17 protein-coding genes are annotated in these 14,892 nt (G+C 63.3%); 8 read left to right on the top strand and 9 right to left on the bottom strand.

Annotated elements, in window-relative coordinates:
- Both AC1TPF_RS24370 and AC1TPF_RS24365 read left to right on the top strand, forming a co-directional pair.
- Positions 1–408 carry a Rieske (2Fe-2S) protein gene (locus tag AC1TPF_RS24370; protein ID WP_482145520.1) on the top strand — a complete coding sequence of 136 codons (408 nt, stop codon included), beginning with the start codon at positions 1–3 and terminating at the stop codon, positions 406–408.
- Positions 405–1,301 carry an alpha/beta fold hydrolase gene (locus AC1TPF_RS24365; protein ID WP_482145519.1) on the top strand — a complete coding sequence of 299 codons (897 nt, stop codon included), beginning with the start codon at positions 405–407 and terminating at the stop codon, positions 1,299–1,301. Before AC1TPF_RS24370 ends, AC1TPF_RS24365 begins: the two co-directional genes overlap by 4 nt.
- A gap of 17 nt (positions 1,302–1,318) precedes the next feature.
- On the opposite strand, the gene AC1TPF_RS24360 is transcribed toward AC1TPF_RS24365, so the two are convergent.
- Positions 1,319–1,792, bottom strand: coding sequence for a hypothetical protein (locus tag AC1TPF_RS24360; RefSeq protein WP_482140038.1), 474 nt, complete (start codon positions 1,790–1,792; stop codon positions 1,319–1,321).
- A 93-nt stretch (positions 1,793–1,885) separates the two neighbouring features.
- Between AC1TPF_RS24360 and AC1TPF_RS24355 the strand changes: the two genes are divergently transcribed.
- The 6 genes from AC1TPF_RS24355 to AC1TPF_RS24330 are packed head-to-tail and all read left to right on the top strand — an operon-like array spanning position 1,886 to position 6,032.
- On the top strand, positions 1,886–3,193 hold the full coding sequence (locus tag AC1TPF_RS24355; protein ID WP_482141395.1) for an NADH-ubiquinone oxidoreductase-F iron-sulfur binding region domain-containing protein: 1,308 nt from the start codon (positions 1,886–1,888) through the stop codon (positions 3,191–3,193).
- On the top strand, positions 3,190–3,420 hold the full coding sequence (locus AC1TPF_RS24350) for a ferredoxin (RefSeq protein WP_482145518.1): 231 nt from the start codon (positions 3,190–3,192) through the stop codon (positions 3,418–3,420). Before AC1TPF_RS24355 ends, AC1TPF_RS24350 begins: the two co-directional genes overlap by 4 nt.
- 45 nt (positions 3,421–3,465) lie before the next feature.
- On the top strand, positions 3,466–4,116 hold the full coding sequence (locus AC1TPF_RS24345) for a TetR/AcrR family transcriptional regulator (RefSeq protein ID WP_482145517.1): 651 nt from the start codon (positions 3,466–3,468) through the stop codon (positions 4,114–4,116).
- Positions 4,113–4,598 carry a hypothetical protein gene (locus AC1TPF_RS24340; protein ID WP_482145516.1) on the top strand — a complete coding sequence of 162 codons (486 nt, stop codon included), beginning with the start codon at positions 4,113–4,115 and terminating at the stop codon, positions 4,596–4,598. Before AC1TPF_RS24345 ends, AC1TPF_RS24340 begins: the two co-directional genes overlap by 4 nt.
- A gap of 49 nt (positions 4,599–4,647) precedes the next feature.
- A complete protein-coding gene (locus AC1TPF_RS24335; protein ID WP_482145515.1) occupies positions 4,648–5,418 on the top strand; it encodes a hypothetical protein in 771 nt (256 codons plus the stop codon).
- Positions 5,415–6,032, top strand: a complete 618-nt coding sequence (locus tag AC1TPF_RS24330; protein WP_482145514.1) for a twin-arginine translocation pathway signal — start codon at positions 5,415–5,417, stop codon at positions 6,030–6,032. Before AC1TPF_RS24335 ends, AC1TPF_RS24330 begins: the two co-directional genes overlap by 4 nt.
- A gap of 24 nt (positions 6,033–6,056) precedes the next feature.
- On the opposite strand, the gene AC1TPF_RS24325 is transcribed toward AC1TPF_RS24330, so the two are convergent.
- Genes AC1TPF_RS24325 through AC1TPF_RS24290 form a run of 8 tightly spaced genes read right to left on the bottom strand, consistent with a single transcriptional unit; the run spans position 6,057 to position 14,764 of the window.
- Complete coding sequence (locus tag AC1TPF_RS24325) at positions 6,057–7,439, bottom strand: MCE family protein (RefSeq protein ID WP_482145573.1); 1,383 nt, start codon at positions 7,437–7,439, stop codon at positions 6,057–6,059.
- Positions 7,439–8,560 (bottom strand): MCE family protein, encoded by a 1,122-nt coding sequence (locus tag AC1TPF_RS24320; RefSeq protein ID WP_482145513.1) that lies wholly within the window; start codon positions 8,558–8,560, stop codon positions 7,439–7,441. Before AC1TPF_RS24320 ends, AC1TPF_RS24325 begins: the two co-directional genes overlap by 1 nt.
- Positions 8,557–9,801 carry an MCE family protein gene (locus AC1TPF_RS24315; RefSeq protein ID WP_482145512.1) on the bottom strand — a complete coding sequence of 415 codons (1,245 nt, stop codon included), beginning with the start codon at positions 9,799–9,801 and terminating at the stop codon, positions 8,557–8,559. The genes AC1TPF_RS24320 and AC1TPF_RS24315 overlap by 4 nt, the downstream gene beginning before the upstream one ends.
- Positions 9,798–10,904: an MCE family protein gene (locus AC1TPF_RS24310; protein WP_482145511.1), complete on the bottom strand. Its 1,107-nt coding sequence runs from the start codon at positions 10,902–10,904 to the stop codon at positions 9,798–9,800. Before AC1TPF_RS24310 ends, AC1TPF_RS24315 begins: the two co-directional genes overlap by 4 nt.
- A 1-nt stretch (position 10,905) precedes the next feature.
- The gene (locus AC1TPF_RS24305; protein ID WP_482145510.1) at positions 10,906–11,931 is read right to left on the bottom strand and encodes an MCE family protein; all 1,026 of its coding nucleotides are present in this window, start codon (positions 11,929–11,931) and stop codon (positions 10,906–10,908) included.
- Positions 11,928–13,088, bottom strand: a complete 1,161-nt coding sequence (locus tag AC1TPF_RS24300; RefSeq protein ID WP_482140056.1) for an MCE family protein — start codon at positions 13,086–13,088, stop codon at positions 11,928–11,930. The genes AC1TPF_RS24305 and AC1TPF_RS24300 overlap by 4 nt, the downstream gene beginning before the upstream one ends.
- Before the next feature lie 10 nt (positions 13,089–13,098).
- Positions 13,099–13,944 carry an MlaE family ABC transporter permease gene (locus AC1TPF_RS24295; protein WP_482140058.1) on the bottom strand — a complete coding sequence of 282 codons (846 nt, stop codon included), beginning with the start codon at positions 13,942–13,944 and terminating at the stop codon, positions 13,099–13,101.
- 10 nt (positions 13,945–13,954) lie between these two features.
- Positions 13,955–14,764 (bottom strand): MlaE family ABC transporter permease, encoded by an 810-nt coding sequence (locus tag AC1TPF_RS24290; RefSeq protein WP_482140059.1) that lies wholly within the window; start codon positions 14,762–14,764, stop codon positions 13,955–13,957.
- Positions 14,765–14,892: the final 128 nt, after the last annotated feature.

The raw sequence follows: 14,892 nt of genomic DNA, 5'->3' as shown, positions 1-14,892 counted from the left end.
ATGGCAGACGAGACAACACCGGCTGACGCCACACCGCCTCGGCTCGCGCAGGGACGCGAACATGTGGTCGCCACAGTGGCCGAGATCCCGCCGGGCTCGTCGAAGATTGTCCCGATCGGACGCCACGGTGTCGGTGTCTACAACGTCCGCGGCACCTTCTATGCCATCGCCAACTACTGTCCCCACGAAGGTGGGCCGTTGTGTTCCGGGCGGGCCCGCGGCCGCACCATCGTCGACGACAGTGTGCCCGGTGATGCGGTGATGGTTCGAGATATGGAGTTCATCTACTGCCCCTGGCATCAGTGGGGCTTTGAATTGTCCACCGGGACAACGGCCGTGAAGCCGGAGTGGAGCATTCGCACCTACCCGGTGCGGGTTGTCGGCGACGACGTGCTCGTCACCGCATGAGCACAGGAGAAGCGTTGTCCAGTCCATGCATCATGGAGATCAACGGCGGCAACGTCGTCTACGAAATCCTCGGTACCTCAGATGAACTCATCGTCCTGACCCCTGGCGGCAGATTCGGCAAAGACATCCCGGGCCTCCGTCCGCTCGCGCAGGCCCTCGTCGACGGTGGCTACTCCGTCCTGCTGTGGGATCGTCCCAACTGCGGTGCCTCCGACGTCCAGTTCTACGGCCGGTCCGAATCCCACATGCGCGCCGAGACACTCGCAAAACTGCTGAAAGGGCTCGACCGCGGACCGTGCATCGTCGCAGGCGGATCCGGTGGCGCCCGGGACTCGATGGTGCTGACCATCGGATACCCGGAACTCGTGAGTAAACTGGCCTTGTGGAATATCGTCGGCGGCATCTACGGAACGTTCAATCTGGGTGCGCACTATGTACTTCCCAGCCTGCAGGCCGTCCGAGGTCTCGGCGCGGAAGGACTACTACGGCTCCGCGAATGGCGTGAACGGATCGACGAGAACCCGGCCAACGAACAGCGATTGCTGGACCTCGACCCGGACGAGTTCGTGAAACTGTCGCTGCGGTGGCTCGGTAGCTATGTCCCGAAACCGGGACAGACGATCCCCGGAGTCGAAGACGAATTGTTCGATCGCATCACGGTTCCCACCCTCATCATCCGCGGCGGGGAGAACGATCTCGATCATCCCAAGCGCACATCGTTGGAGGTCAGCTGCCTGATCAAAGGGAGCATCCTGATCGATCCACCGTGGCCGGAGGACGCCTGGGAACGTGCGATGGAAGACCGCGCGTCCGGTAGGTCCAAGGGATTCAACATGTTTGACACCTGGGTACAGGCCGCTCCCGCGATCCTGAAGTTCCTGGCGGACTCATGAGCCGCGTTGCCGTGCGCTCACACCGGACGAATGTGGACCTCGCAGTTGAGGGAGGCCTCGAGTGCGGTGTGGATGCGACTCTCGGGAATCCGGTCGAGATCGGTCTCCGGGATGTGGACGACCACCACATCCCAGCCATCCGGTCCAGGTGTTCTCTCGATGTCGGCGGTCAGTCCGAAGCCGGCAAGTACGCCGCGGGCATCGTCATCGGTCCCCCGGCTGATGAAGGTCACCACGCCGGCACGCGGAACCACCTCAAAGACCCGCTCACACAGCTCGAGCCCTTGTCGATGCAGCACATCAGGGTTGTCGCCGGACATCAAAAGTTCGACCTCGCGCCGATTGGCCGCGGCCGACACGAGGTCGATGTCGATCAGCTCGGCGCCCAGTTGCGCCGCGCCGGAACGGAGCTGCGCAATGCCGGCTGTCAACTGCTTGGCGGTGAGTACACCGTCCGGATCGACGTTGATCCGCAGCACTGCCGTTCTCATGGGGGTGAGCCTAACCGTGCACTGCTGTGATGGTCGACCGATACCCCAACGCGGCCAGGAGAATCGAGGGTCATGAGTACCACCCCCACGAGAATGCCGACGGGACGCCCGACACACATCGACGTGGCGGTTGCCCCAGGGCTCACCCCGCGGCTCCTACATGCCGATCGTCGCGCAGGCGAGATCGAGGATCTGACCGACTACCGCCGCGGTGGTGGATACCGGCCGGTCGAGAATCCGGACACCGTCCTGCGCGAGGTGGAAGAGTCCGGGCTGCGCGGCCGCGGCGGCGCCGGATTCCCGATGGGCACCAAACTGCGGTCGGTCCGCGATCACGGTCTGCGGGCCGGCGCGGCCATCGTCGTCGCCAATGGTGAAGAGGGTGAACCTGCTTCGGTCAAGGACCGCTGGTTGATGCGGCATCGCCCCCACCTGATCCTCGACGGCCTCCGGCTGGCGGCCGCCGTCGTCGGGGCTCACCGGGGTCACGTCTACGTCTCCGACACAGATGCGGCCGGCACCATGGAGCGGGCGCTGACCGACGCCGTCGATCTACTGGGCGACCTCGAACTCTCGGTGCTCGTGGTCGAACCCGGATACGTCAGTGGCGAAGAGACTGCTGCGATTCGCGCGATCAACGGTGGTCCTGCCAAGCCGAGCGACAAACCGCCACGGCCCTACCAACAGGGCGTGGGCCAGATGCCGACGCTGGTCAGCAACGTCGAGACGCTGGCGCACGTTCCGTACATCGCGCACCGGGGCGGTGCGGCGTTCCGGACCATCGGGACCGCCACCTCGCCCGGCACATTTCTGGCAACGGTCACCGGTGCGGGTAAACCGGCTGTCCTGTACGAGATTCCACACGGACTGCCGGTCACCGATCTGCTGGCACTGCACGGCGTGGCACCTCGGCGGGTCCGCGGCGTGCTCATGGGCGGCTACTTCGGTGGCCTGCTCAATCGCGACGTCCTGGCCGGTCACCTCGATCACGACAGCATCCGCACGCTCGGTGGCGGACTCGGATGCGGCGCCATCTCACTGCTCACCGACGAGTGTCCGGTGGCTGTTGCGGCGTCTGTGATGAGCTATTTCGATCGTGAGAACGCCGGCCAGTGCGGGTCGTGTTTCAACGGCACCGCGGCCATGTCGGCTGTTCTCGACGCACTCCGCGACGGTGTCGCGACCGAGGACGACGTGGCACGCCTGCAGCGGTGGTCGGTGGTCTTACGTGGACGCGGGGCCTGCGCGACGCTTGATGCGGCAACCAACGTGGCAGGCACGTTGCTGGCACTGTTTCCGAACGCGGTGGCCGATCACCGATCGCGGCGATGCGCCACCTGCGATGCCTCGATCTACCGCGCCCTGCGACCGTTTGCGGCGGAGAACGGAGACGGGCTGTGAGGTTACGACTCGACCGTACGATGTGCGACGGGTTCGGCACCTGCGCAAGGCATGCGCCCGAATACTTTTCGCTCGATGACTGGGGCTACGCGTCCCTCATCGGAAATGGTGAGGTCCCGCCCGCCGACCGTGATCAGGTCATGCGGGCGCTCTTGGACTGCCCCGCGCACGCGATCATCGAGATGTCAGAGTCCAGCGCAGTCGGGCCAGAGAGACCCGGGAAGTGAATTGCCCCTTGTGTGGCACAGTCTGCCAATGGCACACTATGCCATGTGACCTCCGCCACACACGGGAGGGCGGACCTGCCCAGATACCAGCCCCGGACCACCGAGGAACGTGCCGAAAAGACCCGGCGCGCAATCGTCGACGCGGCTCTGGACGCATTCCGCATCCACGGATATGAGGCAACAACCATGGGCGCGATCGCGGCCCTCGCCGGTGTATCGCCACGTAGCCTGTACCGGCACTACGGAAGCAAAGGCCAACTCTTCGCCGAGACCGTCGCGCTGCGCTCAGAGGACCTCGTGACGTACTTCGTGGCCAATCTGGAACGAATGCCATTGCGCGAGGCGATCCTCGACGCCGCCTGCGGGGCGACAGTCGATGCAAACGAAGAGAATCGCGAGCTCCTGCACCTGGCCACCACCGAACGCGAGATGTCGCGCTTTCTGTACCTGACCACCCAGCGGATGGTGCCGCCCCTGGCCGACATCCTGCGTACCGCGGCAGGCGTCGGCGCCGAGAGCACAGATCCGATCGTGTGGGAGACCCGCGCTGCCGCACTGATCGGCGCGTTGACCTGCGGCTTCAGACACTGGGCCGCCACCCCGGACTCAGATGTCCGAGAACAGCTTTCCCGAGCGGTCGACACCGTCCTACCCATTCTGCAGACCAGATCCGGCAACCAGGAGTCAGTCCGATGAGATATCAACTCAATGTGGTTGCCCGCAGCGTCACCGACGTGGTGCAGCACGCGGGAGGGCTCGTGTACGACCGGGTGATGGCCGGCTGGGACGTCACCGTGATACTCACCGACAGCTGCGACACCCGGCCGGTGAAGATCCTCGGAGCAGACGTCGCCGACCTCGAAAAAGCACTTGCCACCGAAGGACTCGGCCGCCATCCACAGGCCCTTGCCATTGCCGCCGATCTGTTCCGAAGCGATGATCGAGTTCACGGGGGCGTGGTGAGGGCTCTCGCCGACGGCAATGTGGAGGTCACGTTCTGGGGTGATTCCTGGCCGCTCGATTCCGACACCGCCACCGCCACCGGCTCCGTCGTTCACCAACTGAGCTTCGCCGCGCAGGCTTTCAAATCTCACGCACTCACTGCGGCTGCACTTCCCGCCGACACGGTCGACTACACCGAGGTGTTCCACAGCAACGCCAGGCAATCGGCCGCCTGACCGCCCGCCGACCCGATCCAGCCGTTCACCAACGAAAAGCCGAGGCGCGATGACCAAAGCCGACACCACCGATCTGGCTGTGCTGGAAGCCGAAGCGCTCGCCGAAGCTGCCGAAGCCAGCGCGGTGGCAGCCCGCGCTCGCGCGCGAGCTGCCCGACTACGACGACAATCCGAGGCGGAACCCACAGACATCAAGACCACACCTGACGTGGATGACGTTGAGCCGGAGGCCGTTCAGTCAGATGATGTCGAATCGGAAGACTCCACCGCGCCTGCCGAGGACGACGGTGTGCAGGAACCATCCCGCTCACTGCGATCACGGCTCCGGCTCCGGCGGCCGGGCAAACGGTTGACAGCGATACTGGTTGCCTGCCTGGTGATCGTCGCGGCGCTCGGGGTGAGCGGGTATCTGGCCTGGCAACACCGCGATGTGGCCACGACGCAGGAACTCGAAGCCGAGTTCGACGCGGCGGCGCGGCAAGGCGTGGTCACGCTCACCTCGCTGGACTTCAATCAGGCACAGGCCGATGTCCAGCGGGTACTCGACAACTCGACAGGCGCGTTCTTCACCGAATTCCAAAGTCGGGCCGATGATTTCACCAGTGTGGTCCAGCAGTCGCAGGTCACCACCAAGGGGCAGGTCAACGCCTCCGCTGTCGAGTCGATGACCGACGATTCGGCTGTTGTGCTGGTGGCGGCCACCTCCGAGGTCACCAATGCCGCCGGTGCCAAGGAAGAATCCCGGGCGTGGCGGCTCAGTGTCAACGTGACCAGAGTTGATGGAGAACTGAAGATGTCGAAAGTCGAGTTCGTGCCATGAGTGAATCCAGCAAAGCGGTGACTCTCAGCAAAGAGCACGACGGCCCGGAATCCGATGTCGACGAGCCGGACAATCAGAAGGCACTGCGACGCTCGCGGTCACGGCTTCGATCTCGGCGGGGAACCGTGGCCAGGCCGAGATTCAGTACTGTGGCACTTGCCTTGCTGGTGGCCGCATCTCTGGTCACCGCCGCCGTCACCTACCTCTTCCTGTACGCCCCGGACAAACAATCCGATTCCGGTGCAAAGGAATCAGCCATCGCGGCAGCGGATTCCGGCACTGTGGCACTGTTGTCGTATTCACCGGGCACACTCAACGACGATCTGGCCGCCGCCAAAACCCATCTCACCGGCGAGTTCCTGACGTACTACACCGAATTCACCGAGAAGGTCGTTGCACCGGCCGCCCAGGAGAATTCAGTGGATACCCAGGCTGAGGTCGTCCGATCCGCGGTGTCGGACATCGACGAGAATTCGGCAACGGTCCTGGTGTTCATCAACCAGACGACCACCAGCTCCGACAAACCCGACCCGGCCCTGACTGCCAGTAGCGTCCAGGTCGCATTGACCAAAGTTGATGGCAACTGGAAGATCTCGGCTTTCGATCCGGTCTGAAATCCCTCTCCCGGCGCATCCGCGTCATCCCTGCGGCAGCATGCCCTGCCACGTCGGCTGTGGTTGTGAACCCGCAAGATCGGTCTGTTGGTACAGCGCCCCATCAGGCCCGACGTACGTGCCGGTGGTCGGCGAGTACTGCGCACCGGCCACGGCGGGGGTGATCCCCTGCGCCTGCAGATTCGGATCGGGCGGGTAGTCGCCGAGCAGGGGTTGCGTCGGAGATACAGGTACGAATTCCTCATCGCTGTTGCACAGTTCGGCTGTTGCTGCGCGCTTGCCGGGATTGCCGAGGCAGGGTATGTTCCGCGCACCCCGTACCGCGATGTCGGAATCCTGCGGCAACTTGCAGTACAGACCTTCGGGTGTGTCGATGGTGGTCGTGTCCGACGGCGGACGCCACTGATCCGGCGGCAGGAACCCGACGGTGCAGGCAGGCGGATCAGAGATACCGCTGATCCGGAAGTCACCCAAGCCCAGCCCCGACGCGTTGTTCTTGGGCTGGACCGCCTGAATCATCGAGATGGACGGCGGCAGGAGCACCAGCAGCTGCTCCAGAGCCGCGTTGTAGGTCACCGCGAGCTGACCCACCGAGGTCAGATTCGCCAGCAGAATCGGCAAAGTGAACTCGACCGATTCGAGTAGACCGGTCACCTCGTTTGAAAAGCCCGGTCCGGAAGCAAGAATCGCGCGGATCTGCGGATCATTGATCCGCAGTTGATCGGTGACACCCGCCAGCGATCGACTCCAGATCTCGATCGCATCTGCCGACCGCACCTGCGAGGAGAGCAGGGGCTCCGCATCCTCGATCAGGGTCCTGGTCGTGTCCCCCAGGTCGCTGAAGTCGCCGGCGAGTTGCGAGGACGTGTCGATGAGCGATTGGAGCTCATAGCGCTGACCACCGAGTCCCCGATACAACTCCTCGGTGAGACTGTTCAGTTTGTCCTTCGGAATGCTTCCGACAAGGTCACTGAGTTCGTCGAGCATCGGCCCGACCGGCTGCGGGATCTCGGACTTGTCTGAGGTGATCACCGATCCGTCATGGAGATACGGCCCCGAGTCCGTGTTGGGGCGCAGGTCCACATACTGTTCACCGACGGCCGACATGCTGCGCACCTGTGCCCGCAGATCCGCGGGGATCCGGGCGCCGCTGTCGATCGACAGCGAGGCCCGGACACCGTTGTCGGTCAGGTCCACCGACACGACCCTGCCGACCTCGGCGCCCCGGTACGTGACATTTCCGAACCGGTACAGTCCGCCTGCCGCCGGTAGATCCAGGGTCACCACCATGCGGCCGATCCCGAGTTGGGTCTGAATTTGCATGTACGAGAACAGCATCACGACCATTGCGACAGTGGACATGAGCGCAAAGGCGACCAGCTGGAACCGGACGAAACCCGAGAGGATCACGATTCACCTCCGGTGATCGGCGCGCGCAGTGGATCCCGAACGTAACGGCCATAGCCCGGGTCGCCGACCGCAGCCTGGACAACCGCGTTCGGATCTCCCAGCGGAGTTCCCAACAGGAGTTCACGTTGCAGCCGCTCGACCGTGAGGTCGACCGTGGCATGGAGATTGATGTAGTCGCCGCGGACAGCGCGATCGATTGTCTTCTGACCATAGGGATAGACGGTTGCGTAGGCGATGGCCTTGTCCAGTTGTGGGCCCACATCAGCCAGAGATCGCAGAGTGGGCGCCAGGTTCTCCAGGTCGGTCACCAGATCGTCCTGTACTGCCGTGACGACGCCGGTGGTGGTGTTGCTGAACACCCGGAGCTTGTCGAGCGCGGTGGTGATCTGCGGACGCTCCGACACCAGGACCTCCAGGGCCGGCGGGATCGTCTGCAAGGCCTCGGCCAGGATATCCCGTTGTGTGGCAAACGTTTCGGCGAGCCGATTGGCGTTGTTGATGGTCGCCACGATGTTCGCGCGCTGTTGATCGAGCGCACCGACAAACGTGTCGAGCCGCGTGATCAGGTCACGAACCGCATCCTCCCGGCCGCTCAAAGCCGTGTTGAGGGAGGAGATGATGTTGTCGATCTCCCCCAGACCACCTCCGTTGACGATCGTGGAGACCGACGCGAGGGTTTGCTCGGTGGTCGGGTAAGTGGCCGTGTGATCGATCGCAATCGTGGCGCCCGCGGGCAACTGCCCGGCCGGTGGCACACCCACCGGCGGATTCAGTTCCAGATGGTTGGAACCGAGCAGGCTCGTCTGACCGATGTGGGCCTGCGCGTTCCCGGGAACCACCACGCCCTTCTTCACCCACACTTCGACATTCGCGTGCCAGCCGACAACGGTCATGTCCCCGATGCTGCCGACCACCACGTCATCGATCATCACCGGCGAATTCGACACGAGAGTACTGACATCGGCCATCTGGACATGAAAGAGCTGAGAATCAGAACCACGGCCTTCGGTACCGGGCAACGGCAATGAGTTGACGCCCTGCCAGCTGCATCCGGCAACAGTCGACACCACACATACGATGATGATCAGCATGCGTGGATCGCAGCGTCTGGGTGTCATGACGGGCGCCTTTCGATCGGCAAGAGCAGAGCATCGAGTGGATTCGTCGCTGCCGCCGGCTTTGTGGGCGTCGTCTTTGCCGGCACGAGGTCCGGCTCGGTGTAGATGATGTTGTTCGGATCAGCTGTTGGGCCGAGCACCGGATTGAGCGGGAACGGCAGGTAATTGAACGCCAGGAGCGGTAGGACCGGACCGAGGTACTCGCGACACTTCTTGGCGCCCTCCTCTGAGGTGAGGTTCTCCACCGCCGCAACGCCGGAACAGATGAACTGGATGGGATTCGAGAAGTTGTTCAACGTGAAGACCCCCGCTTCCGTGCCGGTGTCGGGGTTATAGATGTTGTAGAAGTTGGCCATGCTCGTCGGGAACACGTGCAACAACTGCTCGATGTCGGCCCGGTGATCAACCAGGTTCTGCGTCACATTCACCAACCGCTGTACCTGTTCGGTTGCCTTGCTGCTGCTCGATGCCACGAATCGCTGAACCTCCACCACCGCGACAGAGAGATTGGTCAGCGCCGCGTCGAGATCCGACCGGCTCTCATCGAGCACGCTCGACACCGTCGCGAGGCGGTTCTCGAATTGGACGATCTGCTCGTCGCTGTTGCGCAGGGTGGTGGCAAAGGTCTGCAGGTTGCTGATGATGTCGACGATGTCGCCGCTGCCATCGGCCAGGATTCGTCCCACCCCCGACAACTGGTTCACGGTCTCCCTGAGTTTGTCGCCGTTGCCGTCCATCGCGTCGGCCGTGCTGTCGACGAAGCGGCCCACCGAGCTCTCCGAGAGTTCACCACTTGGACCCAGATCTGTTGCCAATCGGGTCAATTGGGTCTTGATCTCGTCCCACTCGATCGGCACACCGGTCCGTTCCAGTGGGATGACACCATCGTCCGCCATGACCGGACCCTCGGTCCGATACGCCGGGGTGAGCGCGACCACCCGATCGGCGACCAGATTCTGGGCGATGATGATCGCCTGGGCGTCCGCCGGGATCTTCACACCACGATCGACCTTCATGTCGAGCCGGACCGAAGTCCCCTGTGGGTGTATTCCGGCGACAGAGCCGACCTTCACCCCCGCGACCTGCACCTCATCGCCTTTGTAGATTCCGGTTGCGGTGGTGAAGATCGCGCTGATCGATCTGGGCCCGAACGTCTTCTGGTAGGCGAACACCGCGCCGGCGAGCAGCATCGAGAACAGCACCACTGTCGCCACGGCCTGGATGATCCGGGTGCGTGTCATCGGCCCGGCCCCGTCGGTGTCTGAGCCGGTGTCTGAGCCGGTGTCTGAGCCGGTGTCTGAGCCGAGGCCCCGACCGGGATCTGTCCCCCTGGGATCGGGAACGGTACTCCCGGTTCGATTCCGAACGCTTTGTTGATGAACGGCTGGATCATGTGGCCGTCGATGAGGTTGGCAACAAAGGCGTTGTAGAAGGGGCCGCTGGAAACCGCCTCACCCTGGGTGAGCGAGACCTTCGCGAGTCCCGGCAGCGCCTGCCCGATGTTGTCCCGGTTCTTCTCGAGCAACGCTGCGACAGAGTTCAATCGGTCCAGGGTAGGCGCCAACTCCGCCTCGTTGTCGGCCACGAGGCCCGACAGCTGCGCAGCCACCGCGGAGGTGTTGGCCAGCAGATCCACGATCTCCTGGCGTCGCTCGACCAGAACACCCAGCAGCGAATTGGCGTTGAGGATCAGCGAATTCAGTTCGTCACTGCGCTCGGCCAGTATCGAGGTGACCTCACTGGTACTGCTCAGCAGGTCACGCAGCGATTCGTTACGGCCGTTGATCGACCGCGACAGTTCGCTCAATCCGTCGAACGTCGGGCCCAGTTGCGGCGCAACCTGATCGATGGTCGACGACAACGTGTCCAGGGACTGGTTCAGGGCATCGGTGTCGATCGAGGTGACATTGGTGGTCAGGTCTCCCAGCGCATCGTTGAGCGAATACGGCGACGATGTCCGTGAGCGTGGAATGACATCCGAGGGATGCAGGACGCCACCACCAACACTGTCCAGGGTCAGCATGCGCCGCCCCAGCAAGGACCCGGTCTTGATCTGTGCGGTGCTCTCGGTCCCGAGGCGAACACCGTCGTCCACCCAGAACTCGACCCGGACATCCCCTTCGTCCAGCGAGACCTTGGACACCGTCCCGACTTTCACGCCCGAGAGCACCACGTCGGCCCCCGAACGGAGACCACCGGCCTCTTCGAACATGGCCTGGTACGGCAAGGACGTGAACCAGGTGATGTATTTCTGCCCCTGCAGGCCCACGGCCACAAACAGACAGATCAAGACCACGCCGATGAAACCGTGTCTGGCAAGGCGACCACCGCGATACTTCAGCATGTCAGGGCGAGCACCTCCCGGTTGTCTGTTCGATCCAGGGCAGCACCACGACCTGACCCGAAGAATCGGTCACGCGCACCGTGATCGCACAGATGAAGTACTGGATGAAGTTGCCGTATGTCCCGGTCCGCACCAGCTTTCGGAAGTTCTCCGGAGCCTTCTGCAGTGCCGTATCGAGACGACCTTTGTCGTCATCGACCAGAGGGGCGAGCCTGGCCAGTTCGTCGACCGATTCGGCCAGCGGTGGCCGCGCCTGCGTGAGCAGATCGGCCACCGCGGCGGTTCCGGCATCGAGTGCCGTGATGGCGGAACCGATCGGATCCCGCTGCTGCGCCAACTCTGCCACCAACTGGTCGAGGCGCTCGACCGTCGCCGAGAACTCGGGTCCGCTGCGTGCCAACGTGCCCATCACCGTGTTCAGGTTGTCGATCAGATCCTCGATCACCACTCCGTTGTCGGCCAGCGTCGAGACAAACGAGGAAGTCTTGGCGAACAGTGATCCGACCGTTCCCTCCTGGCCTTGCATGATCTGCAACAGCGACGACGTCAGATCGTTGACCTCCTGCGGACGCAGTCCATCGATGACCGGCTTCAATCCGCCCAGCAGAACGTCGAGGTCGAGTGCAGGCACCGTCTGCTCCTCGGGAATCTGGCCCCCCGGCGCCAGCGTCCGGGTCGATCCGGCCCCGTCTGAGAGGTCGAGGTACCGGTCGCCCACCAAATTGAGGTACTTGACGGTGGCGTGTGTGCCTGCGGTCAGATGTACATTCCGATCCGCATTGAAGGTGACCTCGACGTGATGGTCATCCTGCAGGGATACAGCTTCCACGGTCCCCACCCGCACCCCTGCCACCCGAACGGTGTCCCCGGGCCCGAGTTCCGAAACATCCTCGAAGCGTGCCGAATAGCTGTGGGTGGAGCCGGTCCGGAAGTCACCGAAGACCACCACCAGGAATGCTGACAACACGATCATGACAATCGCGAAGATCCCGAACTTCACCGCCTGCGGGCTCCGGAGGACACTCATCTCGCCCTGCCGTCCATGATCGGACCGAACAGTGCCCGCTGCAAGCTGTCCACGTTGACCTCGAGGCCGCGTCGGTCGGCCGCAAAGGGATTCGCCCCGACGTCGGCGACCACAAACGGGGGCTTTTCCTGATAGCCGACCGGCAGCACCTGACACTGTGGTCCGCCCGACGCCGCGATTTTGGGCAAATTGTTTGGGTATCTGTACGGCTCGGTGCCCCACAAGAAGTTCGCTGACAGTCCGAGCCCGGGAACGTCGACGGCCGGCGAGTCCGCGAGATAGGCCATGCCATCGAGCGAGCAGGTCAGCGCCTCGTTGTATTCGTTGGTCAGGGCAAGGGTCGGAACCAAGACCGCCGCCGCCGAATCGAGCAGCGGGCCGTTGGTCCGCAACACCCTGTCCCCCACGTCCGCCAGCCCGATCACGCTGGCCAAGAACGCATCCAGGTTCTGTTGCTCCTCGACGATCGACTGACTCAGGCCGGTCGCATTGTCAACGGTGGTGACCAGAGCGGGCGCGGCATCAGCATAGGTTTCGAGGACCTCCGGAGCCATCTCGAGGTCGCGCTCAAGCGCAGGCAGCCCCGGTTCAACCGCGGCGAGGAAGGTATCGAAGTCCACCAGCATCTGGCCGACCTGATCGCCACGACCACTCAGTGCCGTGGAGATCGCACCCAGGGTCTCGTTCAGCTTGTCGGGTTCGATCTGGGACAGCACGGATGTCAGCTGTTCGAAGATGGTGTTGAGTTCCACTGTGACCCTGCGGGAATCGAGCACCTGCCCGGCGTACATCGGTTTCGACGATGGGTTCTCCGGGGGCAGGAACTCGACGAACTTCGCCCCGAACACCGTCGATGACGCGATCTCGACACCAACGTTGTCCGGGATATCCTGCAGCTGGGACGGATTCATGTCGAGTTCGATCGAGGCCTGACCGTCGGGCAATGAATCGATCGAACTGACCCGGCCGACCGTGACGCCCCGCATCTGAACCTTCGCGTCCGGATACATGACCAGGCCCGCACGTGGCGACAGGACCGTGACGCGGACGGTATCGGTGAAGCCACCCCGGAACATGGTCACGGCGACAACCAGGACCGCGACAACCAGCAGTATCGATCCCAGACCGACCAATGGTCGAAGAACATTCGGCGACACGCTGTTTCGCCTAGCCCGACAGGTTGAAGTTGCCGTTGGAACCGTAGACGGCCAACGAGACCAGCAAGGTAACCGAGACAACCGCGATCAGCGACATCCGCACCGCATTGCCGACCGCCACACCGACTCCGGCCGGACCCCCACTGGCAAAGAAGCCGAAGTAGGTATGGATCAACATGATCATCAAGGCCATCAGGAATGCCTGCAGGAACGACCACAGGAGATCGATCGGGTTCAGAAAGGTCGAAAAGTAGTGCTGGTACAGCCCCGAGGATTGGCCGAGGATCACCACCGTGGTGAACCAGCAGGCAACAAACGACGCCGTCAGCGCGATCGCATACAGCGGCGCCAGCACGATCATCCCCGCGATGATCCGGGTACCGACCACGTACTTCATCGGGTCGATGCCCATGGACTCCAGGGCGTCGATCTCCTCGTTGATCCGCATCGCACCCAATTGTGCTGTGGCACCGGCACCGAAGGTGGCGGCGAGCCCGATTCCGACCACCACCGGCGCAGCGATGCGCACGTTGATGAATGCCGACAGGAAGCCGGTCAGCGCTTCGATCCCGATGTCACCCAGCGAGCTATAGCCCTGGACGGCCAATGTGCTGCCGGTGGCAAGTGTCAGGAACCCGACGATCACGACGGTCCCGCCGATCACCGCGAGATTGCCTGCCCCCATGCTGGTCTCTGCGATCAACCGGAGCGTCTCTCGTTTGTATTGCCACGCCGCGCGCGGAGACCCGATCAGCGCCTTCGCATAGAAGATCGTGTGATCTCCGATTCCGCCGAGCGTCTTCACCGGCCGGTTCAGTTCCCGGACCGTCCGGCCGTACATCGTGCTCGGTGTCATGCCATCCCCCTCATCCGGCGGTCAACTGGACGCCGACCGCGGTGACCACGACGTTGACCACGAACAACGCCATGAATGCGTACACAACCGTTTCGTTCACCGCATTGCCCACCGACTTCGCGCCACCAGAGACGGTGAGCCCCCGATAGCACGCCACCAGACCTGCGATGAGGCCGAACAGAAGCGCTTTGATCGACGAGATGACCACCTCGTTGATCCCGGTGAGCAACGTGATCCCGGAGGCGAAGGCACCGGGATTGACATTCTGGACAAACACGGAGAAGACATAGCCCCCGACCACCCCGATGATGCAGACAAGACTGTTGAGCAGCAGCGCAACCAGTCCCGACGCGACCATCCGCGGCGTCACCAGTCGCTGCACCGGATTGATCCCGAGGACCTCCATGGCGTCGATCTCTTCACGGATGGTCCGCGATCCGAGGTCCGCGCACATGGCGGTGGCCCCGGAGCCCGCCACGATCAGGACGGTGACCATCGGGCCGACCTGCGTGATCGCACCGAAGGCCGCGCCGGCACCGCTCAGATCGGCGGCGCCGAGTTCACGCAGAAGAATGTTGAGGGTAAAGCTGACCAGAACCGTGAACGGAATCGCAACAAGCAGTGTGGGAACCAGCGATATGCGCGCAACGAACCAGGACTGTTCGAGCGTCTCCTTACCCTGAAAGGGTCTGCGGAACAGGAACTTCACCGCATCCGCCGACATCATGAACAGGCCACCGACCGATTCGAACGGACCGGACAGTTTGGGGCCGCGATAGCCCCCGGACCGGCCGGTGCTACTCCGTTGCCATCCGGCCATCAGAATGCCTGACCCTCGCCGACAGCCTCTGCATGCCAACCAATTCCCCACCCGCTCGACATCCTTGGCGATTGCATCCGCTCACCTCGTTGCGCAAGAAACCTGATTCGGCGGCCACATCACCTCAT

The organism is Williamsia sp. Y853 (assembly GCF_056786495.1).
Note: the sequence above shows the minus strand (reverse complement) of the source record. Positions and strands in the feature narration are given on the sequence as shown.